Origin of the sequence: Streptomyces sp. NPDC026672 (assembly GCF_040638185.1) — a bacterium.
GTDB lineage: Bacteria > Actinomycetota > Actinomycetes > Streptomycetales > Streptomycetaceae > Streptomyces.
On record NZ_JBEZXS010000018.1, the window covers coordinates 141630 to 167214 of the forward strand.

Here is a 25585-nt window from a genome sequence, read left to right on the forward strand (position 1 = left end):
CGGCTCGGGTCCGCCGGTCATGCCTTGCGCCCCCAGGCGGAGATCATCGGGGCGGTGGCGAGGTCCATGCCGCCGCCGGCGACATTGGCCAGGTGCCGGTCGATCTCCTCGTCGGTGGCGAGGCCGGCGGTGACGAGCCGGTCGCGGATCTGGAGGACGGTCGCGGTCTCCAGCGCGGTGCAGGCGGGTGAAGCGACCGGGAAGTACGCGTCGGCCTCGACGCGGCGCAGTCCCGCCTCACGGAGCAGGCGCGGGAGTTTGCGGCCGTAGGACAGATCGGCGCCCCGGTCGGCGAGCAGGGCGCGGAAGCCCTGCCGCAGCCGGTTGGCGAGCCGCTGCTCGGGGCCGCTCTCGTCGGGGCAGAGCAGCGGCTGGAGGGCGGGGTCGGCGTCCTCGACCAGGAGTCGGCCGCCGGGCCGCAGCGCCTTGATCATCGAGTGCAACGCCCGGTCCCGGTCGGGGACATGGACGAGGACGAGCCGGGCGTGCACCAGGTCGAAGCCCTCCGCGGGCGGCTCCTCCTCGCCGACGTCGTGGACGCGTACCTCGACCGGTGTGCGCGCGACCGGGGTGAGCAGCGAGGTGTTGATGTCGGTCGCCAGGACCTTGCCGGTCGGGCCGACCTTCTTGGCCAGCCAGGACACGACGGAGGTGCCGCCGGCGCCGACCTCCCAGCAGCGCCAGCCCGGGCCGGTGCCGAGCGCTTCGAGGTGCCGGAACGTGGTCGGGTCGAAGAGGGTGGCGAAGGCGTCAAAGCGTTGGCCCGCCTCGGTCTGCCGGTTGTCGAGGAGGTATCCGTCGGATCGCGTCATGCGACGATCATCCCAGTTGCCGTCCTTGTCCGGGTCAGTCGACGCTCCGGCGCTCCGCCGTGACGGGGAGGCCGTGATGGGTAGGCCATGACGGGTGGGCCATGACGGGTGGGCCATGACGGGTGGGCCATGACGGGTGGGCGGCTGGCCGCCGGGCAGGCTGGTGGACAGTCGGGAGGGACGCGGCGGCCGACGCCGGTACGTCAAGGTGTCCGTGGCGGGCTCGGCAGGGCGCCCTCGGCGGGCGCGGCACCGTGTCCACGGTGGGCTCGACGCGGTGTCGCGGCGGCTCGGCACCGTGTCCACAGGCGGGAACAAAGCGGAACTCCCCGTTCCCACAGGCTCCCCCGCGATTCGGCCGGGACTGGCAGACTTCCGGTCGAGGCGCAAATGGTACGGCGCGAGGAGAACCAGATGTCCATGGCAGGGAATCTGCGGAAGGTCCGCGGGCTCGGCAGGGTCGGCGGGCTGCGCAGAGTGGCGCGGCTGGCGCGGCGGCGGCCCCGGGTCGACCTGAGCCATCCCGCCCGCTCGCCACTGGGTTCCTCGGTGGTCAACTGCGTGACCTACCGGGACGGGGTCCGGGTCCCCGGCGGCAGCGATCTGGTGGACACCGTGGAACAGGTGCGCAAGCACGGGGACGGCTTCGTCTGGCTGGGGCTGCACGAGCCGACGGACCGTGAGTTCGCGGGCATCGCCGAGTTGTTCGACCTGCATCCGCTGGCGGTCGAGGACGCGGTCGAGGCACATCAGCGCCCGAAGCTGGAGCGGTACGGGGAGACGCTGTTCGCGGTGTTCAAGACGGTCTGCTACGTCGAGCACGAGCAGTTGACGGCGACGAGCGAGGTCGTGGACACCGGCGAGATCATGGCGTTCGTGGGTGAGGACTTCGTGATCACAGTGCGGCACGGACGGCACGGCTCGCTCGGTCCGCTGCGCGAGGAGCTGGAGTCCGATCCGAAGCAGTTGACCAAGGGGCCGGCGGCGGTGCTGCACGCGCTGGCGGACCATGTGGTGGACGACTATCTGAACGTCACGGACGCGGTGCAGGCGGACATCGACCAGGTCGAGACCGATGTGTTCGCGGAGAACGGGGCGCGCGCCGACCCCGGCCGGATCTACCAGCTGAAGCGGGAACTCCTGGAGCTGAAGCGGGCGGTGGTGCCGCTCGCCCGGCCGATAGAGGATCTCGCCACGCGGCCGATACGGGTGGTGGACCCGGAGATACAGGCGTACTTCCGGGACGTCCTCGACCACCTGATGCGCGCCAAGGAGCAGATCGCCTCCTTCGACGAACTGCTCAACTCGATCCTCCAGGCGCACCTGGCGCAGGTGACCGTCGCACAGAACGAGGACATGCGGAAGATCACCGCGTGGGCGGCGGTGATCGCCGTGCCGACGATGGTGTGCGGGGTCTACGGCATGAACTTCGATCACATGCCGGAGCTGCACTGGCGGTTCGGCTATCCGCTGGTGATCGGGGTGATCTCCGTGGCGTGTCTGGTCCTGTACCGGGGGTTCCGGCGCAACGGCTGGCTGTGACCGGGGCGGGCGCCGGGCCCGGTGCGGACGGCGGTCAGTGGGTGGCCGGGGACGTCCTGGCGTAGACGCTCTCGGCGAAGGCGGCGATCTGGTCCTCGCCCAGGTGCTGGGCGAGGTCGGCCTCGCTGATCATGCCGACCAGGCGCTTGTCCTCGATCACGGGCAGCCGGCGGATCTGGTGCTCCCGCATCTCCCGCAGGACCTCGTCGACGTCGGCGCCCGCGTCGATCCAGCGGGGTGTGCCCTGGGCGAGGTCGCCGGCGGTGATCCGCGACGGGTCGTGCCCCACGGCCACACAGCCGACGACGATGTCGCGGTCGGTGAGGATGCCGCAGAGCCGTTCGTTCTCGTCGCTGATGGGCAGGGCTCCCACGTTGAGCTCGCGCATCAGCTGGGCGGCGCGGTCCAGGGTCTCGTGGGCGGGGATCCACTGGGCGCCGCGGTGCATGATGTCTCCGGCGGTGGTCATGAGGTACCTCCCGTGGCCGGACGGGCCGGCGCGGCGCGGAACGCGCCGCTGTCCCGGCGGACTTCATTCTCCCGCGCGGGGACGGGGGTGTGCACCCCGGCGGGGCCCCGGAGTCAGCCGTTCCAGGCCGGGTGGCGCGGATCGTCGGCGCGGACCAGGACGTCGGCCGTGGTGGCGGGGTCGGTCTCGGCCTCGTAGCGCTCGAAGGCGGGGAGGGTCCAGTGGTCGGTGTCGGGCGTGCGGCGGCGCAGGGCGCCGGGTGAGAGGAGGAGGTGGACGCTGAGGTCGAAGGGGAACCAGTGCCTCAGGAGGAGGGGGCCGTGCAGCAGGAGGAGGCCGCCGGGCGGGAGTTGGACGTAGTCGCTGCGGGTGGCGCGGTCGGCGACCGGGTCCCAGAGGTCGGGCAGGACACGGCCGTCGGCGCCGGGTTCGAGCGGACCGAAGACCTCGCGCCACAGGGCGGGGGTGTCGAACCAGCCGCTGTAGTACGACTCCACGTCGTGCCGTCCGTGTTCCAGCCGGAGCGAGGCGGGGCGCAGGAAGCCCTCGGCACCGACGACCAGGGAGGGCCGGCCGCGTAGGCGCAGCGCCTCTGCGACACGTTCGGCGAGGTCACCGGGGCGGGCGGCGGGGGCGCCGTCGAAGGCGACGCGGGGCCGGGCGCCGCCGTCCTCCGGTTTCAGGTCGAGCAGCCGCTCGGCCAGCGCGTCGGCCAGCCGCTCCCAGGTGATCGCTTCGAGTCGCACGGCTCCCATGATGCCGCGCGGGTGCGGAAGGGCCGGGGGCGGGCACGGGCCGGTGATCACGAGGGAGGAGGCGGGCGGAGGATGAGCGGAGAGGGGATGGCCATGGCGCGGGTTGTCGATCCGGCGTCGGCCGGTCGGTGTCAGTGTCGGTGTCAGTGTCGGTGTCAGTGTCAGTGTCGGTGTCAGTGTCGATGTCGGTGTCGATGTCGGTGTCGATGTCGGTGGGGAGAGAAGGGGTGCGCGGGGGAAGGAAGCGGGTGTGGCTCGGCTTGCGACTCCCCCTTCTTCCGGTGGGCTTGTGGTGGTTCAGGCGGCGCGGCGTCGGCGGCGGTGCGCCGCGTGCCGGGGCGGGCCGCTGTCGTTGCTGTTCGTCGAGGACGGTGCACCCCGCTGTCTGGACTGCGCCGATCTCGGTCACCTCGTGTTCCTGCCGCGCGGCGACACGGCGCTGACGCGCAGGTCGCGGGAGGAGAGCACGTTGTCGGCCGTGGTCGTGCGGTTCAACCGGCGCAGGAGCCGCTACGAACGGCAGGGCGTCCTGGTCGAGGAGGACGCCCTGGCCCGGGCCGAGGCGCGGTGTCTGGCCGACGCGGAGGCACGGCGGCGGCGCCGGGCACGGGACGCGCGGCGCAGGGCGGCGGAGGACGCCCGCTTCGTGGAGGCGTTCACGGCGGAGATCCTGCGGCTGTTCCCCGGCTGCCCGGCCGAGCGGGCGCGGGCGGTCGCGGCGCACGCGGCGGTGCGGGGCAGCGGGCGGGTGGGGCGCAGCGCGGCGGGGCGGGCGCTGGCGGAGGGGGCGGTGACGTACGCGGTGGTGGCCGCGGTGCGGCACATGGACACGCCGTACGACGAGTTGCTGATGAGGGGGGTGCCCCGGTTCGAGGCGCGGCGGCGGATCGCGGCGGGGGTGGAGACGGTGCTGCGGGAGTGGCGGTCGGCGGTGCCGGAGCGGGCCGGCTGAGAAGGAGGCGGGGCGGGGAGCGGGGCCGGATCTTTGTGCCGGGCCGGGTCTTGGCAGGGGGGCTCGGGCGGGAAGGCACTTGGGGTGACGGTGGCGGCGGGCGAGGCGGGAGTGAAGGTGGACATGATCGACGGGCCGTACTTCGTGCTGGTCGTGCTCGGGGTGCTCGGGACGGGACTGGTGGCGGGGGTGTTCTGCGGGTTCTCGACGTTCGTGATGCGGGGGCTCGCGGCACTGCCGCCCGCGCAGGGTGTCGCGGCGATGAACGCGATCAACGTGGCCGCCGTGACACCGGCGTTCATGCTGGTGTTCGCCGGGTCGGCGGTGCTGTGCGCGATGATCGCCGTGGTGACGTTCGTGCTGTGGCCGGACGACGGGAAGGTGGAGTTGCTGCTGGGCAGCGCGCTGTACCTGTTCGGTTCGTTCGGGCTGACGCTGGTGGCGAACGTGCCGCGCAACGAGGCCCTGGCGCGGTGGGAGCCGGGTACGCCGGAGGCCGCGGCGTACTGGCCGACGTATGTGCGCGAGTGGACGACGTGGAACCACGTCCGCACGCTCGCCTCGGCCGCCGCGGCGGTGGTGTACGTGCTGGCGCTCACCTGAGGGACGGCCCGGGCGTTGGGCCCGGGAGGGGGCGGTCCGCCGCTCTGCGGACGGTGTCCGGGCGACGTATGGTCGAAGGAGGTGCCGCCCGGTGGCGCACGGCGCGCGGTCGGGGGTGCGCGCACGCGAGGAAGTCGACCATGGCCGATCCCAAGGGTTTCATGACCACCCCGCGCCAGGAGTGGCCGCGGCGGCCCGTCGAGGAGCGGGTGCGGGACTGGGCCGAGGTGTACGTCCCCGGGGCGCTGCTGCCCATCGTCGGCGCGCAGGCGGACCGCTGCATGGACTGCGGTGTCCCCTTCTGCCACGAGGCCTGTCCGCTGGGCAATCTGATCCCCGAGTGGAACGACCTGGTGTCGCGCGAGGACTGGCGGGCGGCGAGCGACCGGCTGCACGCGACGAACAACTTCCCGGAGTTCACGGGGCGGTTGTGTCCGGCGCCGTGCGAGGCGGGGTGTGTGCTGGCCATCAACCAGCCGGCGGTGACGATCAAGAACGTCGAGTGCGCGATCGCCGACCGGGCGTGGGAGGACGGTCTCGCGCCGCCGAGGCCGCCGGAGCGGCTGTCGGGGCGCACGGTCGCGGTGATCGGTTCGGGGCCCACCGGGCTGGCCGCGGCGCAGCAGCTGACGCGGGCCGGGCACACGGTGGCGGTGTACGAGAGGGACGACCGGCTCGGCGGGCTGATGCGGTACGGCATCCCCGCGTTCAAGATGGAGAAGCGCCATCTGGAGCGGCGGCTCGGGCAGATGCGGGCGGAGGGGACGAAGTTCCGTACGTCGACGGTGGTGGGGCGGGACGTGGGGGCGGAGGAGCTGCGGACGCGGTACGACGCCGTGGTGATCGCCACGGGGGCGACGGCGTGGCGGGAACTTCCGGTGCCGGGACGGGAGTTGGCCGGGATCGAGCAGGCGATGGAGTATCTGCCGCTGGCGAACCGGGTGTGCGAGGGGGATCTGGAGGTCTCGCCGATGTCGGCGGCGGGGAAGCACGTCGTCATCGTGGGCGGCGGTGACACGGGGGCGGACTGTCTGGGGACGGCGGTGCGGGAGGGGGCGGCGTCCGTGACCCAGTTGGACATCTACGCGCAGCCGGGGGCCGAGCGGGACGACGATGTCGAGCCGTGGCCGACGTATCCGAAGGTCTACCGGCTGTCGGCGGCGCACGAGGAGGCGGGGGAGCTGCGGACGGCGCCGGCGGCGGACGCGGACGCGCGGCTGTTCGCGGCGTCGACGCTGCGGTTCGTGGGGGACGCGGCCGGGCACGTGCGGTCGTTGCACCTGGTCGAGGTGGACGAGCGGCGGCGGGCGCTGCCGGGGACCGGGCGGTCGTTGCCGGCCGACCTCGTGCTGCTCGCGCTGGGGTTCTCCGGGCCGGACCTCGGGGACGGGCTGATCGAGCAGTTGGGGGTGGCGATGCGGCCGCGCGGGACGATCGAGCGGGACGGGGAGTTCGCCACGAACGTGCCGGGGGTGTTCGCCGCGGGGGACGCCGCGCGGGGGCAGTCGTTGATCGTCTGGGCGATCGCGGAGGGCCGGGCGGTGGCGGCGGCGGTCGATCGGCGGCTGACGGGCGGCGACTCGCAGTTGCCGGCGCCGATCACGCCGTACGACCGGCCGATGAGGGTGTGAGACGAAGGGGGTGCTCGCGGTCGGGTCGGGGTTCGGGGTCGGGTCGGGTGTGGCCGCCGCCGACTCCTTGGGGGCGAAGTCGGCGGTGGCGTGGGACGGGCCGGGTGTTCCGTCCCGTGGTGTCGGTAGGTGTCAGTAGGTGCTCAAAGTCGGTGCCAGTTTAGGGAAGGTGCGTGAGAAGCAACATCAACGGACCGGTGGTTCAGGACAGCAGGAAGTCGGCCTCCCCCGCCTTCGCTCCTTCGATGAAGGCCGTCATCTCGGCCGAGGTGTAGATCAGCGCCGGGCCGTCGGGGTCGGTCGACTGGCGGACGGCGATGCGGCCGTCGGCCAGCTTCATCGCCTCCAGGCAGTTGCCCCCGTTGCCGCCGCTCCACGGCTTGTGCCAGCCCTCGCTGCCCAGCTCGCGCGCCGGCATGCCGTTGTAGATCCGCTGGGCGCGGAGCATCGGCTTGGGCTGGGACTTGATGCGATCCATTCACAACTCCTTGCGGAGATCCCGGAGGATCTCCTTCGTGCGATGTGCCGTAGCGGCCTGGGCCGCCATGCGGTCCATGACCTCGAGGTGGGTCGCCACCTCCGAGCGCGCGTCGAGATAGACGGCGCCGGTCAGGTACTCGCTGTAGACCATGTCCGGCAGTTCTGACATGGCAAATCGGAACAGCACGAAGGGCCCGTACGTGCCCGGGTGCGGCCCGTCGGCGAACGGGGCGACCTGGAGGGTCACGTTGGGCAGCTTCGTGGCGTCGAGCAGCTTGTCGATCTGCTCGCGCATCACCTCCGGTCCGCCGACCGGGCGGCGCAGGGCGGTCTCGTCCATGACGGCCCAGAAGCGGGGTGCGTCGGGCCGGGTGAGCAGGTCCTGGCGCTGCATGCGCAGCTGGACGTGGCGCTCGATGTCCTCGGGGCTGGTCTGGCCGACGGCGCCGGACTTCAGGACGCCACGCGCGTAGCCCTCGGTCTGGAGCAGGCCGGGCACGAAGTGCGGTTCGTAGGACCGGATCAGCGCGGCGGCGCCCTCCAGGCTGACGTACATCGAGAACCAGCCGGGCAGGATGTCGTGGTAGCGCTGCCACCAGCCGGGCCTGTTGGCGTCCTCGGCGAGCTGGACGAAGAGTTCGGCCTCGTCGTCGGCGACGCCGTAGGCCCTCAGGAGCAGCTGGAGGTACGGGATCTTGAGGGAGACCTCGGCCGTCTCCATGCGGCGGACGGTGGCGGGGGCGACCCGGAGGACGCGCGCCGCTTCCTCGCGCTTGATCCCGGCGCGTTCCCGCAGGTCCAGCAGGCGTCGGCCGAGGACCACCTGGCCCACGGTCGGCGCGGACCGCGGCTCGCTCACGCTCTCACCTCCACGAGGGAATCCCGGACAGAAGAACGGCGTAGAGCGACCACATGGTGACCGAACGCTGTCCGAATCCTGACAGCCCTACGGCGCCATTCGAAGGTGCATTCGAAGACCGATCGGTCTTCGAATCCTTCAAGTGGCGCCGCTGCACATGCTGTTGCGAGCAGTGTGCCACGGCGTCCGACCGCGTCACACAGCACTCTGCAATTTTCAGAGTGCCACTTGCCAAGTGTTCACGGCGGGGCGATAGTGGCAAGCGTGATTCCGTCCGCGCCCTTAGGAACAGACGCCGCCGCAGACCGCCCCGGTCTCGGTGCCGCTGCGGGAGTCTCCCCTGGTGGGAGCAGTCCCGCGCGCCGGTTCCGGTTCGAGCTGGCCGCACATCCGGGTTCTCCCGCGCAGGCAAGACGCCTGACGCGTGCCCGGTTGACCGGCTGGGCGGTGTGCGCGGACACCTGTGACACCGCCGCTCTGGTCATGTCCGAGCTGGTCACCAACGCGATCGTGCACACGGCGAGCAGCCGTGTGGTGTGCGAACTGCACGACCACGACGACGTGGTGCGCATAGCCGTGCGTGACGAGGGCTGTGCTCCGGGTGAGCCCCATCCGTCTCCGACGCAGCCCGAGGAGGAGCACGGGAGGGGGTTGCTCCTCGTCGACGCCCTGTGTGACGCGTGGGGTGCGCAGGAGCACGGTCCCGGTCTGCTGGTCTGGGCGGAGCTGCCGCGCCAGGGCGATGCGGCCGGGGACGCCGAGGAGCCGCGCAACGACCTGGGCTGGGGCGCACGCCCGCAGCCGGGGCAGTCGCGCGGCACGGGTGAGGACGAACGGGTGCAACGGCAGCGGGGCCCGCTGGCCGAGGACACGACGTGGCACCCGGTGAGGCCCGAATGGCTGTGAGCGGCGTTCACGGTTCCGGCCACGCACTGGGGCTGGACACGTTGGTGCAGATGCAGCGCGGCCGGCGCACCCCGCGCACGACGGGTTCCCTGCGACTGCCCGAGGGCATGACGGCGCCGCTGGGCTGCGACGCCGTGGCGATGCCCGCGCGCTTCGGACCACTGCTGCTGCCGCGGTTGCCGCGCGTGGGGTGTGTGTACGCCGACGCGTCGCACTGGTGGTGGATCGTGCCGTCCGACTCGGACTACGCCCTGCCGTGGCCGGCCCCGGCCCACTACGCCCCCGGCGCCCCAGTACCCGCCGTCGCCCGCCTCATCAACCGGCCGGAGGGCACGGTTCCCTACACCCCGCCGATCCCCCTGTACCTGGCGCTGTGCCGGGCGACGGGGACGACACCGGACTGGTCACGCCCCATCAGCGCGTGATCCCCGCGGGGCTCGGACGGGGCTGCCGGTGACCTCCACGGCGGTCTCCATGACGCCCCCCGCGACGGCCACCACAGCGCTCCCCACGGCGGGACGAGGTGGAGTCGTCCGCCGTCCGGGCCCGGAGGGTCGTGCGCCCCGCCGCCTCCTACGCCTCCGTGCGCGCCCTGCCCCGGGGCCTTCGCTCCCGCGATAGTGACCCTTCGTATGTCTCCGGGGGAGGTCGGCGTGGGGAAGAAACGCGGTCGGGTCACGCCCGAGGTGTCCGAGTCGGAGCGGCTGCTCTTCGGCGGGCCCCTGCGGTACGACATGGGGTGGAACCAGCACCGGGACGCCTTCCTGGAGCTGGACTTTCGCGCGATGGTCACCCGGCTGCCCGGCATGCTGGCCGCGAGCTTCCGGCTGGCCCGGCAGGCCGACGCGCGGGCCGCGCGGACCGTACTGCTCGCCGAGGCGGGCCGGGGCGCGGCCCAGGCCGTGAGCCTGCTCGCCGTCAACAGCGTGCTGGGGCGGCTGATCGGCGGCGGCACGATCGAGGACCGGCTGCGCGGCGCCGCGCCCGCGCTGGCCGCGATGGCCGCCGTCATGCTGCTGAGCGCGCTGCTGCGGGCCGCGTCGACGTACGCGACCGGCCGGCTCGAACCCAAGGTGGAGCGGGTCGCGACCGAGCTGTACCTGGAGCGGGCGGCCGCCGTGGAGCTGGCCGCGATCGAGGACCACGCCTTCCACAAGCTGCTGGACACAGCGCAGTACGGGGCCCAGTCCGCCCGTCGCATGATCGTGTACGGGACGCGGGTGGTGAACGCCGTGATCTCGCTGGTCGCCGCGGCCGGTGTGCTGACCGTGCTGCATCCGGCGCTGCTGCCGCTGCTGGTGACCATGACCCTGCCCAGCGCCTGGGGCGCCCTGACCAACGCGCGGCGCCGCTACGAGTCGTTCCACACGTGGGTGCAGCACGCCCGCGCCGGGCATCTGATCAGCAGTCTGCTCACCGAGCCCGAGGCCGCCCCGGAGATCCGGGTGCACGGCGTCGGACCGTTCCTGCTGCGGCACTTCCGGGCGATGTCGGAGACGGCGGAGGCGGAGCAGGCCCGGCTGTCCCGGCTCGCGGCGCGCACCGGTCTGATCGCGGCGGCCTGGACGGGGCTCGCGACCGTGGCGACGTACGCCACGCTGGGCGGTCTGCTGCTGTCCGGGGCGATGGCGCTGTCCGTGGCGGGTACGGCGGTCATCGCGATCCGCACCGGGTCCGCCAGCCTGGACACGCTGGTCCTGGAGGTCAACCAGTTGCACGAGGAGGCCCTGTTCGTGGGGGACCTCCAGCGGCTGTACGTGGAGGCGGCCGAGCGGGCGATCCCGGTCGGCGGGCAGCCGCTGCCGGAGGACCCGAAGGAGATCCGGTTCGAGAACGTCACGTTCGGCTATCCGGGCGAGGCCACGCGTCCGGCGCTCGACGACGTCACGCTCACCGTGCCGCTCGGCCGGATCGTGGCCCTGGTGGGTGAGAACGGCTCGGGCAAGACGACCCTGGTGAAGCTGCTCGCGGGGCTCTACACACCCGATCGGGGCCGCATCCTGTGGGGTGGCGTCGACACGGCGACCGCGGACCGGCACGCGCTGGCGGAGCGGATCGCCATGGTGGCGCAGGACTTCAAGCGCTGGCCGTTCACCGCGCGCGTCAACGTCGCCGTGGGCCGGTCCTCGGCGCCGATGACCGAGGAACGGCTGGCCGCGTCGGTCGCGGAGGCGGGCGCCGAGGACGTGGTGGCGGACCTGCCGCACGGCCTGGACACGCTGCTGGCGCGGCACTTCAGCGGCGGGCACGAGCTGTCCGGCGGCCAGTGGCAGCGGCTGGGCATCGCACGGGCCGCGTACCGGCGCGGGCGCGTCCTGATCGTGGACGAGCCGACCGCCGCGCTGGACGCCCGCGCCGAGCTGGAGGTCTTCGAGAAGATCCGCGCGCTGGCGGGCAGCGGGCAGACCGTGATCCTCATCACTCACCGGCTGGCGTCGGTGCGGCACGCGGACCTGGTGCACGTGCTGGAGCACGGCCGGCTGGTGGAGTCCGGCACTCCGGACGAGCTCCTGGCCACCGGCGGGGTCTACGCGGAGCTGTACGCGCTCCAGGCGGAGCAGTTCACGACGAAGGCGCCCGCTCCCGCGCCCGATCCGCGGCCCGAACCCGAGCCCGAGCCGGCCCGTACGCCCGCACCCGCGCCCGCGCCGAGGGCGGGCTGAGCCACGGGGTACGTGCCGACGGTGTCACTCCGTCCGGTCGCCGCGGACGATCACCAGGAACGTGTCCGTCGCCAGGTCCATCACGACCTCGGCGGGCAGGCCCTCCAGACGTCGCGCGTGCGCGAACTCCTCGGCCGGCCACGATCCGCGCGGGCCACCGGCGGGAAAGCGTTCGAGCACTGTTCGCCCGTTCACCACCCTGCACCTCCAGAAAGCGTCGTTCTTGCTAGGAGTTAACGCTCTGGAGAGGGAAATCACCTCGCCCGGTGACCGTACTGAGACGTACTCGACACCGGGTCGGCGCGGAGGGTGAGGGTCCGTTGACTTCACGTGTCGTACGGGCGGTCCACGACGCTCAGGTGGAGTACTCCTGGATGCGCCCGCCGTGTCCGCGGTCGATGAGCGCGGGCAGGCGCGACTCCAGTTCCTCCAGCACGGGCGGCAGATCGAGGGTGAGCAGTTCGCGGTCACGCATCAGGACCCGGCCGTCGACGACGGTGGTGCGGACGTCGGAGGAGCGGGCGCTGTGCACCAGGGTGGCGGCGAGGTCGTGGACGGGGCGGGTGTGCGGGGCGGTGAGGTCGACGAGGACGATGTCGGCGCGGTGGCCGGGGGCGAGGGTGCCGATGCGGTCGGCGAGGCCGAGGGCCCGCGCGCTCTGGAGGTGCGCGTGGTGGAGGGCCTGGCGTGCGGTCAGCCAGCGCGGGTCGCCCTCGGTGGACTTCTGGATCAGGGCGGTCAGGGCCATCGACTCCCAGACGTCCAGGGAGTTGTTGGAGGCGGCGCCGTCCGTGGCGAGGCCGACGGGCACCCCGGCCTCGGTGAGGGCCCGGATCGGGGTGGTGGTGGGCCAGCCGAACTTGAGGTAGCCGCGGGGCGCGGTCGCCACCGCCGTACGGCCGCCGGTGCGGGCGAGGAGGGGGAGGTCACGGTCGACGATGCCGGTGCCGTGGGCGATGAGCAGGTCGGTGTCGAGCAGTCCGGTGCGGTCCAGGACCTCGACGGGGGTGAGGCCGCGGCGGGCGAGGCTGGCGTCGGTCTGGTCGCGGTTCTCGGCGGCGTGGAGGTGGACGGGCAGCCCGTGTTCACGGGCGAGTTCGGCGGTGGCGGTGAGGTCGTCGTCGGTGACGGTGTAGGGGGCGTGCGGGGCGAGGGCGGTGGTGATGCGGCCGTCGGCGCCGCCCCGGTGGCGGAGCGCGAACTCCACCGACTTCTCCCGGCCCCGACGTCCCTGCGAGGAGAAGTACGCCTCCCCCAGATGGGCGCGGATGCCGCACTCGGCGACGACGGCGGCCACCGCGTCCATGGCGAAGTAGTGGTCGGCGAAGCAGGTCACGCCGGCGCGGATCATCTCGGCGCAGGCGAGGCGCGCGCCCAACTCCACGTCCTTCTCGGTGAGGTTGGTCTCGACGGGCCAGACGACGTCGTTGAACCACGCCTCGGTCGGCAGGTCCTCGGCGAGGCCGCGCAGCGCGACCATCGGGGCGTGGGTGTGGCAGTTGACGAGGCCGGGCATCGCGACCTGTCCGCGGGCGTCGATCCGTTCGGCGGCGGGCAGGTCCCGTACGTCCGCGGCGGCGGTCACGGACGCGACGGCGCCGTCCCGTACGACGATCGCGGCGTCGTCGCGGAACTCGATGCGCTCTTGGTCGTCGTGCACGAGGACCGTGCACCCGGTGATGAGGAGGTCGGCGGGAGCGGGGCTCATCGCCCCAACGTAGGGCTCGTCGGCGTCATGGGGAAACGGTCGGGGAGGCGGCCGGGGAGACGGAAGCGGGCCCGGGGCGGGAAAGAGGAGCGGGCCCGGGGGCGTAGCCTGCCCCCGGGCCCCGGGGTGCCGCCATGTGCACACGCCGGCGCGGTTGAGGACCCGGGTCAGTCGTGAACTCGCCGCGTCCTTCCTTTGGACCACCGCGTATCGAGCTACGCGGGCAGGACTTGAACCTGCATCTCGACGCGCTGGGGCCCGGGCCCGGTCGTACCGGCGATCGGCGGCGAATGCTGAGTCTGGAGCAAGAGTCTGAGATTCAGTACGGCAGCGCCGGAGCCGTTCGGCTCCGCCGGTGCCGCTGCGTCACGACAAGCCTCAGCTTCAGCTTGCGCTCCTCGCGCACCCCGGTCACCAAGGACCGGGGAGTCAGGTGGGTCAGGTGGGTCAGGTGGGTCAGGTGGGTCAGGTGGGTCAGGTCACCCGAAGAGGTATCCGAACACGGCGTCACCGACCCGCTGGTCCACGACGTCCGCGCCGTTGGCCTCCTCCCGGGCGAACTTCACGGCCTGCTGCAACCTCTCGACGCGGTCGAGGAGTTCGTTGACGCGCCGGGCGGGCAGTGCCCCGGAGAACTTCACGGTCGTCCAGGAGCCGACGGGGACGTCCTCGTAGTACACCTCGACCTGCGCCGGGTGCTTCTCGGTCGCCTCCGCCTTCACGTGGTTGCGCGGCACCTTCTTGGTCCGCAGCGTCCGCACGGACTCCGTCCGCCAGGAGTCGGTGGACGGGTCCTGCGCCCAGGACTCGGAGGCGTCGAGGACCGGCAGTCGGCGCACGAGGGCGTTGAGGTCGACCAACTGCTTCTCCAGGAACAGCAGATACGACACGGGGGCGCCGGCCACGAGCACCCGGCCGTCCACCGTCACGTCGGCACGCGCGGTGCAGTTGGCCCAGTCCTTCGTGGCGGTCACGTCGAACAGCCGGGTCAGGGTGGCCGCGGTGTCCCGCAGCACGTCCTCGGCCTTCACCTGCACCCGCGTGGACTCGGGCGGCAACTGCTCGCCCTCCTCGTCCTTCGGCTGGTACGTCCGCGAGATGCCGGCCAGCAACGCGGGCTTCTGCAGCCCCTGGTGGGCCGCCGTCAGGTCCTGGTGAGCCTTGGACTTGATGCCCTTCTCGACTGCGATGATCTGGTTGAGTTTCGCCACGGGAAGGACCGTAGCAGCGGCAACCGCCCTGTCTCGAAGGATTATTCGAGGGGTGCGGGCGGGCTCAGTCGAGGGCGAAGGGGTCCTTGGAGACCGGTGACCGCTGGTCGGTGAACAGCCCTTCCGGGGGCGTGGCGATCGGCAGCGGATCGTGGCCCTCGTGGCCGTCGACGCAGCGGGCGAACGGGCCGGTGACGGGGTCCGTCAGGGCGCGTACGTGCGGGTCGGCATGGTGCAGCCACCAGTTCGACATGCCGAGGCCCGCGTCCCAGCGCAGCGCCTCCCAGGCACGCCACACGGAGTCCAGCCGGGACAGCGCCTCGGGGTGCCGGTACCACTCGGGGCACCACACCCGACCGGACTCGGGCGTGGGACGGGGAACGAAGTAGATGAACCGGTTCTCGACGAACTCGGCGACGTGCGGGTAGAACAGCTCCGCCGGGCGGGCGGCGCCCTCCTCGTCCCGCCGGATCTCCGCGTCCCGCCGGACCTCCTCGGCCGTCTCGTCCCGCTCCTCGTCGTGGAGTGGTGATGTCATGGCGTCATACCCCTTCCTCGTGCTCCTCCGCGCACTTCATACCCCTCTGCGCAGCCGTACGTCGGCGGCCTCGTCGTGGCGGCCCACGCGGTCCAGAGCCCTGGCGAGGCCGGCGACGGCGTAGCGGAGATCGGCCTGTCTGCTCGGTTCCCGCTCCACCACCCGCTGGTAGAGGCGGACGGCCCGCCGTGCCGGTTCCAGCCCGCGGGCGGCCAGGCGTATGTCGTGCCGGCCGGCCAGGCTCAGCGTCCCGCCCAGCCGGTAGAGCAACCACGCCGTCCTGTCCGCCGGTTCACCGGGGCGGCGGGCGGGCAGTGCCGCGCACGCCCGCTCCGCCTCCAGCGCGGCGCGCCAGGCCGCCTCCGGCCGTCCGACCATCGCCAGCGCGTCGGCCAGGCGCAACAGTGCGTGGCAGAGGAGCCGTTCGTGGCGGTCCCGGTCCACGGCGAGCAACCCGCGCCTGAGGCGCACCTCGTGTTCCGCGACGCGGGCGGCGGCCGGGAAGCGGCTCGTCCGCAGCAGCGCGTGGCCCAGCTCCGCGCAGGTGTCGGACAGGTTCGCCTCCTGCTGCGGGTCACCGGCCGCCAGGTGGACGCGCAGCTCGTACGCCTCCCGCAGCACGGGAACCGCCCGGCCGGCCGTCGCCCAGGACGACGCGTAGCTGGTGCCCAGGTCGTGGAGGCAGTAGGCCAGTCCCTGGCGTCCCTCCTCGGTGCCGCTCGCCAGTCTGCGGTACTGCGGCAGCGCCTGGCGCAGCAGGATGCGGGCCGCCACCGGCCGGTCGTGCCTCCAGAACAGGTCGGAGCCGTCGTGCAGGCCGGTGGCGTGACTCTCCGTGTAGAGGCTGGGGGCGTACGCGCTCAGCCGTCTGCGGACGGCGAGGGCGTCGTTCAGGGTGGCGAGGGCGTCCGCCGAGCGGCCCAGGGCGTCGTAGGAGGCGACGAGTTTGAGGGCGATGCCGGACTGGTTGTTCAAGTCGCCCGCGCTGAGGGGTAGTTCGGAGCCCGCGTAGATCCGGAGGGCCTCCTCGAAACCCTCCGCCGCCGCACGGTGGTCGTCGACACGCGCGTGGAACGTGGCGCGGGTGCTCACCGAGTGGGCCAGGCCGGACACGCCGGTTCCGCGTGTGTCGCGCGCCTGGGCCCTGCGCAGCTCGATCGCCTCCCCGACGGTCCGCAGCGCGGCCTCGTGGTCGCCGTCGTCGAACTGGTCCCAGGCGAGGTTGTGCAACGTCTGGGCCAGGCTGGGGCGGTGGACCTCGGGAAGGTCCTGCGCGAGCGGGCGCAGCAGTGCGATCGCCTCGTGCTCCAGCGCCGCCGAATCGCCGGGCGGCCGGGCGGCGTTGTCGTAGGCGACCGCGAGGCCGAGCAGCGCGTCCGCGAGGTCGGCCGAGCAGGCGTCCGGGTTCTCCGTCGCGAGCCGGCGGGACGTCTGGACCGCCTCCTCGCTCAGCGACAGCGACTCCGCGTGGCGCGCGAACCGCCAGAGGTTCGTGCCGCGTTCCGTCAGCGCGGCGGTGAGGAGGAGCGGGTCCAGGTCGGGGTGGTCGGCGGCCAGGTCGCGAGCGCGCCGGACGGCCTCGTCCGTGTGGGCGTCGGACAGGGCGACCTGGTCGAAGGGGATGGCGCTAGGGTCGAGCCGCCAGACCACCCGTGACAGGTTGAGCAGCGCCCGGACCAGGCCGCGTTGCCGCTTCTCCCACTCCCCGCCGGTGTCGGTGTCGCCGGTGTCGGTGTCGGTGTCGGTGTCGGTGTCGGTGTCGCGAGCGTCCCGGCCGTCGTCCGTGGCGTGGGCGTCCCGGCCATCGCCGCTCTCGTCGGCGTCCTCGGCGGCCAGTTCGCGGAACAGGCTCAGCGCCAACTCGCCGGACCGGTACGCCTCCGTCAGGCGCCCGGTGACGCGCGCGGCGCGCGAGAGCACCAGCAGCGAGTCGGCCCACTCCGTGCGGTGGGTCGTCGTCCCGTCGTCCGCGAGCCGCCGGCGGATGGCCGCCGCGTCCTCGGCCGCGGCTCCGGCCTCCTCCCAGGCGCCGACCTCGAGTTGCCGCTCCGCGAGGTTGTGCAGCGCCCACGCACGGTCGCGGAGCGCCCGCGGGTCGTCGCCCGTGTCCCGGCACAGCCGGTCGAGTTCACGGGCGACATCGAGTGCGTAGTCGCGCAGCACATGGGTCTGGCGCGGCAGCGCGTCGGAGTGCGCGCGCAGCATGGCGGCGGTCAGCGGCGCCCGTGCCGGGACCGTGCGCAGGACCTCGCGCAGCCGGTCGACGACCTGCTGGGCCTCCCTCGTGCGGCCCTCGTTGGCGTGGGCCACGGCGGACCGGGCCAGGACGGTGAGGGTTCGCACCCGCTGGTGGTCGGGGGCGTCGGCGAACAGCCGCGGCAGCAGCTCCTGTTCGCGGACGATCTGCTCGGAGGCGTGGAACTCCGCCAGCCGGTCCGGCTCCAGCCGGCCCCAGTGGCGGCCCTCCGGCGGTGGGTACAGGTCGCGCAGCCAGGCGACCACGTCCGCCGAGCGGGCCGGCTCGTCCGGCAGCAGCCGGGCGATGGTGGCCCGTGCCTCCGGCCCGTCCTGCGCGGGACACAGGACGGCCGCCGCCACAGCCTGTTCGAGCAGTTCCGTGTCCCGGGCCCCCAGACCTCGCCCGCCGGCGGTGTCCGCCCAGTACGTCTTCTCGTGCGCCAGGAGCCGGGCCTCCAGCGCGCCCTCGTCCCGCTCGGGGACCCGCACATGGCGCAACAGCGCGGCCAGAGCGGCCATTTGCACGGTGAGGGCGGTCTCGGCGATGGAGTGGGCGCCGAGGTGTGGGCCGGGGGGCGCGGAACCGAGGTGTGGGCCGGGGGCCGCAGAACCGAGGTGTGCGCCGAGCGCCGTACCGACGTTCGTGCCAGGGGCCGCACCGCTCTGCGCGCCGACGGCCGTATCGAGGTGCGCGCCCGGGATCGTACCGAGGTGCGCTCCGAGGCGGTCGGAGGACGGAAGGGTGTCCGCCAGTCCGGGCCAGTCGACCTCCGTCCCGCCGGTCACCTCCGCGAGGCGGTGGGCGAGGTCCCGGGCCGCCGTGCGGAACGCCCGCTCCCGGTCGTCGGCGTCGGGGCTGAGCGCGTGCAGCCGGGTCTCGGGAAGGTGCCCGGTCGCCCTGGTCGCCCAGGAACCGAGTGAGCGGGCGAGCAGCAGGAGGCGCACGGGATGCCCGGACTCCCGGGTCTCCTCCCACAGCTCCCTGACCAGTTCGGGCCGGGTCTCGGCGTAGTCGACGACCAGCAGCACCGGGTGCTGGACCCTGCTCAGCGGCCGCAGGCCCCCCGGCCTGCGGAGGACCTGGCCCGCGACCCAGCCCCGGTCGCGCATCCGCGCCATCAACCGCCGTGCCAGCCGGGTCTTGCCCTGTCCTCCGGGGCCGGTGAGCACCCGGGCGGCGGGGGCGCCGTCGGGGTCCGCCAGACACCACCGCTCCAGCTCGGCGAGCGTGTCCTCCCTGCCGTGGAAGGAGACCACCTCCGCGTCGGCCCGGAGCAGCATGGCGGGAGAGGCGACCTCCAGCCGGGGCGGTGCCGGCTCCAACAGGCCGCCCAGTTCGGCGGGTTCGAGCTGCGGGTCGACCGAGGTCGCCTCCCGGAGCACCGCGCGGAAACCGGCGTGGGCCAGCAGGTCCTCGCTGCGGGTGTACGTCAGGCGTGTGCCCCGGTCCGGTCTGCGGTCCTCGCACACCACGCCGAGCAGCAGTTTCTCCTCCGACAGGAGGACGGCCGCGCCCGACATCCCGGACCAGTGGGTGGTCCTGCGGGCGGTGTCGGGGTCGAGCCCGGTGGCGTCGTACGCGGGCAGGCCGACGTCGTCGAGGATCTCGAAGGCCGCGCCGCCACCGTGCGGTCTGACCCTGCCGATCAGCGCCACCTGGCCGCGCTCGACCACCGTCTCCGGGCCGTGGCCTGCCACCGTCCGCTGCATCCGCGGGAATCCCGTGGCGGCGACGGACACCTCGACCCCGCTGGTCACACAACGGCCCCAGCGCTGGGGCCGCCGGCCCCGGGCGCCGCGCAGCGTGCCGGGCGGCACCCAGTCCCTGACCCCGGCCGGGACCTCCAGCAGGGCGGCGTCCACACCGCCCTCGTCGAGCCCCCACCACCGTACGACCACGGGGAACCGCGTGTCCGACTCCGGGAAGGCGACGGTGACCTCCCCCGGTGGGCCCGGCGGGGGCACCACGTGCGCGGCGGTCAGCACGAGCCGCGGCGCGACCAGATAGCCGCTGCCGAAGCCCGCAGCGCTGCGGACCTGGACGACCTGTCTCTGCTCCATCCGAATGCCGCCGGGCTACTCGACGTCGCCCACGGCCACGCTCCCGCCCCCGCGTTGCTCGGGGTTCAGGCGCAGGGTCAGACGCTGGGCGGACCGTGCCGAGCGCTCCCCGCGGGCGTTGGCCTCCACGACGCCGAACCGCAGCGCCCCGCCGCCGCCCCGCGTGCGCACCAGCTCGATCTCGAACTCCGCGGTGATCTCGCCGAGGACAAAGCGCAGTTGGGAGTCCTGGCCGCGCCGCTGCGCCTCCGACAACTGATCGCGCAGCACATCGATGGCGTCGGCCAGGTCCAACCAGTCCTCGTCGTGCTCGTCCCGCGCCACGCCCCAGCCTCCGTCGCCCAAGCCATTGATCCCGACGCGCCACATTGTCGCCCGTCACACCCACTCATGAACACCACTTGACTGATCGCACCGGACACCCGCCCCCGCGTGCACGGCACCGGGTGCCTGTCCCGGGGGAGTTCAGCCGCCCCTCGTCGCCCGACGGCCGGTCAGCAACTCGTGTACGGCGAAGCTCAGGTGCTGGGCGTGTCCCGCCCTGATCCACCACTCCGCGTTGCCCGAGCCCTTGGAGCCCTCGCCCTCGGCGCACTCGGTCAGCCAGCGCTCGCCTTCGCTGTAGTCGGGTCCGCGGAACGTGTCGGATCGGGTGATCGTCCGGGCCGTGGCCCGGACCCGGTCGGCGCGGTCTGGGCCGCCAGTAGGGACCCGCGCCATGACGAAGGCGTCCGGTGTGGTGTAGCGCAGCAGGCCCCAGCGCGGTCTCGGGGGCGGCACCTGAGGGATGCCGGCGCTGAAGGCGTGCTCCACCGAGTAGTCCCCGTAGACCAAGGCCCTCGGGAACTCGGGGCGCGCTTCACGGACCGCCTGATGGAGCAGTCGGTCGTAACGCGGGGCGCCGTGGACGGACCCCGTACCGGGGTCGTCCCGCGTGCGGGGGAAGGCACCGGACGTCAGGATCACCGTGCGCCACGGGAGGAGCGTGCCCAGTGCGTCGAGTGCCACGACGGCCTTCTTGCCGGCCTCCGTCGTGTCCTCGACCGCACCGACGTCCAGGATGAGGTCAGTGCGGAGGGGGGGACAGACAGAGCCGGTCGATCAAGTTCAGCAGTTCCGTCGATCGAGGCCCTCCTTCCTCCATGGTGTCGACCAGTACGCGTACTCCCATTCCGCGCCCGCTGAGGAAGGCCAGATCGGCGGCGTACCGCTGTAGTGCGGGATCGCGTTCGGGGCCGGTCACCAGGCGGAGGCGACTTCGTGTCATCAGCCGCCACAGGCTCACCGCGGACCCGTGCACACCGCCCTCGACATGGGCGGCGTCCACCCAGCCGGGCATTCCGTCCACGGCCTCGATCAGCTGGTCCATGCGTGGAGTGAGCCAGTGGTCGAGTGCCGGCTGCTCGCCGTCCCCGTCCACGGTCGGCACGGCGCGCTCACCGCGTGTGCGCTCCGGACCGACACGGGGCACCAGAGTCCACAGCGGTGCGATGCGACGCCGTACGCGGACGTCCAGTTGCGCGTAGGCGCTCCAGGCGCCCCGTCGGGCCGGCAGGACCGGTACGTACAACGGCTCGGTCATCGCGGCTCCCCCTCGCCTGCCGAATCGCCAACGCCCCTGGTCACAGGGTGAGTCGTCACACTTGGCTACGAAAGAGCGCGATTCCGGCCATAAGTGAGCAGTGGGAGGGACGAATCCGGAGGCGTCGGTCCGGGGTGGTTGTACGGTTGGCGGGTTGTCGGCGCCGGGGGGTTGCGGTCGTGAGCGGGGTGGTTCTTCGGCGGGCGGTCGCGGGGGATGCCGGTGGCGTCGCCGAGGTCTATCTGCGGTCCTTCGCCGTCGCGTTGCCGACCGTCGTGCGGCCGCGGTCCGACGACGAGGTGCGTGCGTACATCCGCGCCGCCCTCGGGGCCTGACCTTGTGGACCTTCCAGGTCAACAAGCCCGCCCACCGCTTCTACGAACGGCACGGCTTCGTCGCCGCCGAGTTCACCGACGGCACCGACAACGAGGAACGGGAACCGGACGTCCGCTACGTGTGGCGTCCCTGATCGCGCCCGACCTCTCCGACGCCCCGCGTACGTCCGTTCTCCTCCGGCAGGCCCGCCTCCTGGGCCGCCGTGCGCAGGACCTCCCTCAGCATCTCGGGGGTGAGTTTGCCGGTGAAGGTGTTGCGCTGGCTGACGTGGAAGCAGCCGAAGAGGGTGAGGTCGTCCAGGCGGACCCGGGCGCCGTGGGCGAAGGCGGGGCGCGGGCGGGGGACCGTCCAGCCCGCCTGGGCGAACGCGGGGAGCGCGGCCTGCCAGCCGTAGGCACCCAGGACGACGACGGCCCGGAGGCTCGGGCGCAGCAGCTCCAGCTCCCGCACCAGCCAGGGGCGGCAGGTGTCGCGTTCCCCGGGGGTCGGCTTGTTGTCGGGCGGCGCGCAGTGCACGGGCGCGGTGATCCGGACGCTGTACAGCTCCAGGCCGTCGTCCGCGCTCACGGAGGTCGGCCGGGAGGCGAGTCCGACGTCGTGGAGCGCCTGGTACAGCACGTCCCCGGAGCGGTCGCCGGTGAACATGCGGCCGGTGCGGTTGCCGCCGTGCGCGGCCGGGGCGAGGCCGACGATCAGGAGCCGGGCGTCCGGCGGGCCGAAGCCGGGCACCGGTCGCCCCCAGTACGTCCAGTCGGCGAAGGCTGCGCGCTTGGTACGGGCCACCTCCTCCCGCCAGGCGACCAGCCTCGGGCAGGCCCGGCACCCGGCGACACACCGGTCGAGGTCGGCGAGGCCGTCGCTGTTCACGCCCCCATTCGTGCCCCCATTCATGCCCCCACCGTATGCCGGGACCCTCGCACTCGACCGCGGGGCATCCCCGGGGCGGAAAACCGCTCCGGGGTGTCAGGTCCGGGGAGCTAAGGTCGGAGACATGGCTTCGCAGGACACGGACGAGTACGGCGATCACGGCACCGGCACACCCGACGCGGGGACCGACGCCGCCGGTGAGCAGGTCGGTGAGCAAGCCGGTGGCGGGACCGCCGCGGACACCGGCGCCGACGGCCGGGAGGCGGGCGCCGTCGATCCGAAGGTCGCCCTCGATCCGAAGGTCGCCGCCGCCGTCGCCGCCGCCGAGGCCGCCGGGCCCGGGAGCGGGGAGAGCGTCCGCATCGACAGCTGGATCTGGGCCGTGCGGCTGATCAAGACCCGGTCCCTGGGCGCCACCGCCTGCCGTGGTGGGCATGTGCATGTGAACGGCGAGCGGGTGAAGCCCGCGTACTCCGTGCGCGTCGGCGACGAGGTGCGGCTGCGGCACGAGGGCCGGGAGCGGGTCGTCATCGTCAAGCGACTGATCCGCAAGCGCGTCGGCGCCCCCGTCGCCGTCCAGTGCTACGTCGACAACAGCCCGCCGCCCCCGCCCCGCGAGGCCGTGGCCCCCGCCGGTCTCCGCGACCGCGGCGCAGGCCGTCCGACGAAGCGGGACCGCCGTGAGCTGGAGCGCCTGCGGGCCCTGCGCGGGCTCGGCCCGGACGGCCGCCCCAGGAACAAGTGACCCCTCTCCCGGCCCCCTGTCGCCGCCCTCTGTCCCGGCCCGCGTGAGCGTTCAGCGGTGACGTCCGGCGAGCCCCCCCGTGGCCCTCCGGACGTCACCGCGGTCCTGTGCGGATCAGGTCCGCCGTCGTACCAGCCGCAGCAGTTCGGCGTTCTGTTCGCGGCGGGCCCAGGCGATCAGGGCCAGCGGGACGATCAGGATGAGCGGGGTCGCCGCGTTCTGGCCGTCGAAGGCGGTGAGCTGGACGATGAACGCGCCCACCATCAGCGCGCTCAGCGCGACGGCCGCCACCGACTGCAGCCGGGGCACCAACAGCGCGACGGCACCGGCGAGTTCGAGGGCGCCGATGGTGTACATGCCCGCGCTGCCCCAGCCCATCCTGTCGAAGGACTCCACCGCCGACGGGTGCGCGATCAGCTTGGGCAGGGCGCTCGCGCCGGCGTAGAAGAGGGCGAGCACGATCTGGAGCCCGCGCAGGGCGATGCGGGCGCGTCGGCCACGCGCGGTCGCGGACTCGGCGACGACCTGACCGGAGCGGACGGACGCGACGGAAGCGGAGGCGGATACGGCGGATGCCGGGGCGGGTGCGGTGGAGTCGGACATGGTGGTCTCCCGGGTGAAGCGGTCCCTGTTGCTGTCACAGAGGTAGACCGGCCCCCGCCCGAGAACTCATCGCCACCCACCGGGACTTGTCAGACCGCCCGGACCGCCCGCACCCAGATCCGGTCCGGAGTCAGATAGCCGTCCACCTCCAGTCCCGCTTCCGCCAGTGCCTCCTCGAACTGTTCCTTCGTCAGCGGCCGGGCCAGGAAGGTCTGCGTCCAGACGGCGTCGGGGAACACATACTCCGCGCGGACCGAGTTCACCCCGTCCCCGACGGGCTCCGCCGACACCATCCGCACGGTGAAGCCGCTCGGGTCCGCTCTCTCCCCGTCTTCCGTCGGGGGGACCCACTTCGCGCTCCGTTCGCGCGGCAGGTTCGTGTGGTAGTCCTCCCCCTCCCGCTGGATCAGCACGCAGCCGCCGTCCTTCACATGCCGGGCACAGGCACGCAGCATGCCTCGCCGCACCTCGACGTCCCCGGCGTGCACCAGGAACGACCCGAGCATCACCACGTCGAACGTCTCCCCCAGGTCGAGGTCCTCGATGGGGGCGCATATCGTGCGCGCACCACGGACGCGCTCCAGCATCTCGGGGGACTCGTCCACCGCCGTGACCGTGAACCCCCGCTCCAGCAGGGCGTGCGTCACCCGGCCCACCCCGCTGCCCAGCTCCAGGATGTGCGCCCCGGCGGGCACCGCCCCCGCGACGACGTCCGGCTCGTCCCCCACCGGCAGTCGCGCGTACAGCTCGACCGCGCAGCCGTCCGGGGTGATCGCACCGGGTCCCGTTCCCTCGTACCCCTCACGCATGTCAGCCCTCATGCCCGGACAACGGCCCGCCTCCGCACGCCCGTTCCCCCACCGCACCGATTCACCCGATCGAGTAACCCCACGCCCTCACCCGGCGCCCACCGACGACCACCAACCACGGGCCACGGGCCACCGGCCACCGGCCACGGCGCCACCGATCGCCGATCACCGATCACCGACCCTCACAACGCGAACCACCCGTGCCCCATGTACCAGTGCCCGCCCGCCCTCAGATGGTCCCCCACCGCCCGCTCCACCGACGTCCGGCGCGGCAACTCCCCCACGGCCGCCCCGGGGTCGCCGAACACGAACCGCACCGGCATGTCGTCCGCGGGTTCCGTGTCCTCCCAGGCCACGTGGAACCGCTCCTGGAAGCGCACGATGTTGGAGTCGGCCGGCAGATGCCGCGCCAACTGGCGGTCCAGGAGCCAGGAGTGGCACACCGCGACCGTGTTGCGCTCCTCGGGGAAGTGCCGCGGGAAGAACTCCCGCGCCCACGCCACGGACCGGTCGCAGGCACCCGGCGTCAGCGGCCCGTGGAAGTCGGGGATGTGGATGTTCAGACAGGGCGCGCCCGGTACGGCGTCGAGGCCGGCCCGCGCGGCGAGCGCCGACGCCGTCCGCTCCCCGAGCGGCGCCCGCTCGAACTGGAGCCGCCCCAGGTGGTACAGCTCCCCGCGGAAGTGACGGGTGAGCCAGTCCACCGCGTGGATCCCGCCCCTGCCTAAGCGCCTCCGGTGGACGGCCATGTTGCGGCCGAGGTCGGCGAGGGTGCGCCGGGAGATCTCGGCGGGGATGCCGCGCGTCTCGTGGTAGGCGCGGGTGTGCGGGAGCGCGGCGAGGAAGACGTACACGGGAAAGTGGTCGCCGAGCGCCGCCGGGGCCTCCTCGCACCGCTCGGGCAGGTCGGACGTCCGGCCGGGCTCCCCCATGTCCCGGACCAGGTCCTCGACGCACTCGGCGAGCAGCCGGGCGGCGCCCGGGTCGGCGGTCAGGACGCGCCGCAGGGCGACGAGGTCGTTGACGTCCTCGTGCGGTACGGCCAGGTCGAGCAGCGGTTCGGGCAGGTCGTCGGCGTCGGGCAGCACGGCGCGGTCCCCCTTCGGTGCACACTTGAACCCCTAGGGCGTGTTTCGAAAGTCCCGCCTGGCCCGCGACGCCTGGCACGCACACTCGCCGCGTTGTCGGAACGCCCAAGTACATCCAGTACGAGGG

At 73.0% G+C, this 25585-nt stretch carries 25 protein-coding genes and 1 pseudogene; 9 read left to right on the forward strand and 17 right to left on the reverse strand.

All coding sequences use genetic code 11. The annotated features are described in order from the left end of the window. Positions 1 to 17: 17 nt before the first annotated feature. The gene (locus AB0F77_RS22055; RefSeq protein ID WP_361951133.1) at positions 18 to 812 is read right to left on the reverse strand and encodes a methyltransferase; all 795 of its coding nucleotides are present in this window, start codon (positions 810 to 812) and stop codon (positions 18 to 20) included. Between the two features lie 414 nt (positions 813 to 1226). On the opposite strand from AB0F77_RS22055, the gene AB0F77_RS22060 reads away from it, so the two are divergent. Further along, the gene (locus AB0F77_RS22060) at positions 1227 to 2354 is read left to right on the forward strand and encodes a magnesium and cobalt transport protein CorA (protein WP_361951136.1); all 1128 of its coding nucleotides are present in this window, start codon (positions 1227 to 1229) and stop codon (positions 2352 to 2354) included. 34 nt (positions 2355 to 2388) lie between these two features. On the opposite strand, the gene AB0F77_RS22065 is transcribed toward AB0F77_RS22060, so the two are convergent. After that, on the reverse strand, positions 2389 to 2823 hold the full coding sequence (locus AB0F77_RS22065) for a CBS domain-containing protein (protein ID WP_361951139.1): 435 nt from the start codon (positions 2821 to 2823) through the stop codon (positions 2389 to 2391). 113 nt (positions 2824 to 2936) lie between these two features. Next, entirely contained in the window at positions 2937 to 3578 is a 642-nt protein-coding gene (locus AB0F77_RS22070) for a uridine kinase (protein WP_361951142.1), read from the reverse strand. A 250-nt stretch (positions 3579 to 3828) separates the two neighbouring features. Between AB0F77_RS22070 and AB0F77_RS22075 the strand changes: the two genes are divergently transcribed. The 3 genes from AB0F77_RS22075 to AB0F77_RS22085 all read left to right on the forward strand — a co-directional run bounded on the left by AB0F77_RS22075 (position 3829) and on the right by AB0F77_RS22085 (position 6764). Then, positions 3829 to 4530: a DUF2293 domain-containing protein gene (locus AB0F77_RS22075; protein WP_361951145.1), complete on the forward strand. Its 702-nt coding sequence runs from the start codon at positions 3829 to 3831 to the stop codon at positions 4528 to 4530. A 123-nt stretch (positions 4531 to 4653) separates the two neighbouring features. Beyond that, a complete protein-coding gene (locus AB0F77_RS22080; protein ID WP_361951199.1) occupies positions 4654 to 5133 on the forward strand; it encodes an anthrone oxygenase family protein in 480 nt (159 codons plus the stop codon). A gap of 140 nt (positions 5134 to 5273) precedes the next feature. Beyond that, positions 5274 to 6764: a glutamate synthase subunit beta gene (locus AB0F77_RS22085; protein ID WP_361951148.1), complete on the forward strand. Its 1491-nt coding sequence runs from the start codon at positions 5274 to 5276 to the stop codon at positions 6762 to 6764. A 202-nt stretch (positions 6765 to 6966) separates the two neighbouring features. On the opposite strand, the gene AB0F77_RS22090 is transcribed toward AB0F77_RS22085, so the two are convergent. Further along, positions 6967 to 7242 (reverse strand): DUF397 domain-containing protein, encoded by a 276-nt coding sequence (locus tag AB0F77_RS22090; RefSeq protein ID WP_361951151.1) that lies wholly within the window; start codon positions 7240 to 7242, stop codon positions 6967 to 6969. Further along, positions 7243 to 8103: a helix-turn-helix transcriptional regulator gene (locus AB0F77_RS22095; protein WP_361951154.1), complete on the reverse strand. Its 861-nt coding sequence runs from the start codon at positions 8101 to 8103 to the stop codon at positions 7243 to 7245. It lies immediately after the preceding gene. Positions 8104 to 8358: 255 nt separating this feature from the next. Between AB0F77_RS22095 and AB0F77_RS22100 the strand changes: the two genes are divergently transcribed. The 3 genes from AB0F77_RS22100 (at position 8359) to AB0F77_RS22110 (ending at position 11672) form a co-directional block, all read left to right on the forward strand. Continuing rightward, positions 8359 to 9009 (forward strand): ATP-binding protein, encoded by a 651-nt coding sequence (locus AB0F77_RS22100; RefSeq protein WP_361951157.1) that lies wholly within the window; start codon positions 8359 to 8361, stop codon positions 9007 to 9009. After that, a complete protein-coding gene (locus AB0F77_RS22105; RefSeq protein ID WP_361951160.1) occupies positions 9000 to 9434 on the forward strand; it encodes a hypothetical protein in 435 nt (144 codons plus the stop codon). Before AB0F77_RS22100 ends, AB0F77_RS22105 begins: the two co-directional genes overlap by 10 nt. 309 nt (positions 9435 to 9743) lie before the next feature. Then, entirely contained in the window at positions 9744 to 11672 is a 1929-nt protein-coding gene (locus AB0F77_RS22110; RefSeq protein ID WP_361951202.1) for an ABC transporter ATP-binding protein, read from the forward strand. A 24-nt stretch (positions 11673 to 11696) separates the two neighbouring features. Here AB0F77_RS22110 and AB0F77_RS22115 read toward each other — a convergent pair whose 3' ends face one another. From AB0F77_RS22115 to AB0F77_RS22150, 8 genes are all read right to left on the reverse strand, one after another. Then, complete coding sequence (locus tag AB0F77_RS22115; RefSeq protein ID WP_361951162.1) at positions 11697 to 11867, reverse strand: hypothetical protein; 171 nt, start codon at positions 11865 to 11867, stop codon at positions 11697 to 11699. Between the two features lie 160 nt (positions 11868 to 12027). Beyond that, positions 12028 to 13380 carry an amidohydrolase gene (locus AB0F77_RS22120; protein ID WP_361951165.1) on the reverse strand — a complete coding sequence of 451 codons (1353 nt, stop codon included), beginning with the start codon at positions 13378 to 13380 and terminating at the stop codon, positions 12028 to 12030. Between the two features lie 479 nt (positions 13381 to 13859). Next, on the reverse strand, positions 13860 to 14591 hold the full coding sequence (locus AB0F77_RS22125) for a hypothetical protein (protein WP_361951167.1): 732 nt from the start codon (positions 14589 to 14591) through the stop codon (positions 13860 to 13862). A 64-nt stretch (positions 14592 to 14655) separates the two neighbouring features. Further along, complete coding sequence (locus tag AB0F77_RS22130; protein ID WP_361951170.1) at positions 14656 to 15129, reverse strand: DUF4913 domain-containing protein; 474 nt, start codon at positions 15127 to 15129, stop codon at positions 14656 to 14658. A gap of 36 nt (positions 15130 to 15165) precedes the next feature. After that, a complete protein-coding gene (locus tag AB0F77_RS22135; RefSeq protein WP_361951173.1) occupies positions 15166 to 19428 on the reverse strand; it encodes a hypothetical protein in 4263 nt (1420 codons plus the stop codon). Positions 19429 to 19443: 15 nt separating this feature from the next. Beyond that, complete coding sequence (locus AB0F77_RS22140; RefSeq protein ID WP_361951176.1) at positions 19444 to 19752, reverse strand: trypco2 family protein; 309 nt, start codon at positions 19750 to 19752, stop codon at positions 19444 to 19446. 141 nt (positions 19753 to 19893) lie between these two features. Next, positions 19894 to 20490, reverse strand: a complete 597-nt coding sequence (locus AB0F77_RS22145) for a hypothetical protein (RefSeq protein ID WP_361951205.1) — start codon at positions 20488 to 20490, stop codon at positions 19894 to 19896. Positions 20491 to 20494: 4 nt separating this feature from the next. Beyond that, positions 20495 to 21010 carry a hypothetical protein gene (locus AB0F77_RS22150; protein WP_361951179.1) on the reverse strand — a complete coding sequence of 172 codons (516 nt, stop codon included), beginning with the start codon at positions 21008 to 21010 and terminating at the stop codon, positions 20495 to 20497. 179 nt (positions 21011 to 21189) lie between these two features. Here AB0F77_RS22150 and AB0F77_RS22155 point away from each other — a divergent pair. Further along, a pseudogene (locus AB0F77_RS22155) lies at positions 21190 to 21479 on the forward strand (hypothetical protein). Here the strand turns inward: AB0F77_RS22155 and AB0F77_RS22160 are convergent. Beyond that, positions 21461 to 22213 carry a uracil-DNA glycosylase gene (locus AB0F77_RS22160; RefSeq protein WP_361951182.1) on the reverse strand — a complete coding sequence of 251 codons (753 nt, stop codon included), beginning with the start codon at positions 22211 to 22213 and terminating at the stop codon, positions 21461 to 21463. The pseudogene AB0F77_RS22155 and the gene AB0F77_RS22160 sit on opposite strands and share 19 nt — an antisense overlap. 124 nt (positions 22214 to 22337) lie before the next feature. Here AB0F77_RS22160 and AB0F77_RS22165 point away from each other — a divergent pair, with 124 nt between their 5' ends. Continuing rightward, the gene (locus AB0F77_RS22165) at positions 22338 to 22958 is read left to right on the forward strand and encodes an RNA-binding S4 domain-containing protein (protein ID WP_361951185.1); all 621 of its coding nucleotides are present in this window, start codon (positions 22338 to 22340) and stop codon (positions 22956 to 22958) included. A 114-nt stretch (positions 22959 to 23072) separates the two neighbouring features. Here the strand turns inward: AB0F77_RS22165 and AB0F77_RS22170 are convergent, their stop codons facing one another. From AB0F77_RS22170 to AB0F77_RS22180, 3 genes are all read right to left on the reverse strand, one after another. Then, positions 23073 to 23561 (reverse strand): DoxX family protein, encoded by a 489-nt coding sequence (locus AB0F77_RS22170; protein WP_361951188.1) that lies wholly within the window; start codon positions 23559 to 23561, stop codon positions 23073 to 23075. A gap of 89 nt (positions 23562 to 23650) precedes the next feature. Beyond that, complete coding sequence (locus tag AB0F77_RS22175) at positions 23651 to 24370, reverse strand: class I SAM-dependent methyltransferase (RefSeq protein WP_361951191.1); 720 nt, start codon at positions 24368 to 24370, stop codon at positions 23651 to 23653. 182 nt (positions 24371 to 24552) lie between these two features. Further along, the gene (locus AB0F77_RS22180) at positions 24553 to 25458 is read right to left on the reverse strand and encodes an acyltransferase domain-containing protein (RefSeq protein WP_361951194.1); all 906 of its coding nucleotides are present in this window, start codon (positions 25456 to 25458) and stop codon (positions 24553 to 24555) included. Positions 25459 to 25585 lie beyond the last annotated feature (127 nt).

Coding starts and splice junctions, on each gene's coding strand:
- AB0F77_RS22055 (WP_361951133.1), bottom strand. CDS start 812: ATGACGCGATCCGACGGATACCTCCTCGACAACCGGCAGACCGAGGCG.
- AB0F77_RS22060 (WP_361951136.1), top strand. CDS start 1,227: ATGTCCATGGCAGGGAATCTGCGGAAGGTCCGCGGGCTCGGCAGGGTC.
- AB0F77_RS22065 (WP_361951139.1), bottom strand. CDS start 2,823: ATGACCACCGCCGGAGACATCATGCACCGCGGCGCCCAGTGGATCCCC.
- AB0F77_RS22070 (WP_361951142.1), bottom strand. CDS start 3,578: ATGGGAGCCGTGCGACTCGAAGCGATCACCTGGGAGCGGCTGGCCGAC.
- AB0F77_RS22080 (WP_361951199.1), top strand. CDS start 4,654: ATGATCGACGGGCCGTACTTCGTGCTGGTCGTGCTCGGGGTGCTCGGG.
- AB0F77_RS22085 (WP_361951148.1), top strand. CDS start 5,274: ATGGCCGATCCCAAGGGTTTCATGACCACCCCGCGCCAGGAGTGGCCG.
- AB0F77_RS22090 (WP_361951151.1), bottom strand. CDS start 7,242: ATGGATCGCATCAAGTCCCAGCCCAAGCCGATGCTCCGCGCCCAGCGG.
- AB0F77_RS22105 (WP_361951160.1), top strand. CDS start 9,000: ATGGCTGTGAGCGGCGTTCACGGTTCCGGCCACGCACTGGGGCTGGAC.
- AB0F77_RS22110 (WP_361951202.1), top strand. CDS start 9,744: ATGGGGTGGAACCAGCACCGGGACGCCTTCCTGGAGCTGGACTTTCGC.
- AB0F77_RS22120 (WP_361951165.1), bottom strand. CDS start 13,380: ATGAGCCCCGCTCCCGCCGACCTCCTCATCACCGGGTGCACGGTCCTC.
- AB0F77_RS22130 (WP_361951170.1), bottom strand. CDS start 15,129: ATGACATCACCACTCCACGACGAGGAGCGGGACGAGACGGCCGAGGAG.
- AB0F77_RS22135 (WP_361951173.1), bottom strand. CDS start 19,428: ATGGAGCAGAGACAGGTCGTCCAGGTCCGCAGCGCTGCGGGCTTCGGC.
- AB0F77_RS22150 (WP_361951179.1), bottom strand. CDS start 21,010: ATGACCGAGCCGTTGTACGTACCGGTCCTGCCGGCCCGACGGGGCGCC.
- AB0F77_RS22165 (WP_361951185.1), top strand. CDS start 22,338: ATGGCTTCGCAGGACACGGACGAGTACGGCGATCACGGCACCGGCACA.
- AB0F77_RS22170 (WP_361951188.1), bottom strand. CDS start 23,561: ATGTCCGACTCCACCGCACCCGCCCCGGCATCCGCCGTATCCGCCTCC.
- AB0F77_RS22175 (WP_361951191.1), bottom strand. CDS start 24,370: ATGCGTGAGGGGTACGAGGGAACGGGACCCGGTGCGATCACCCCGGAC.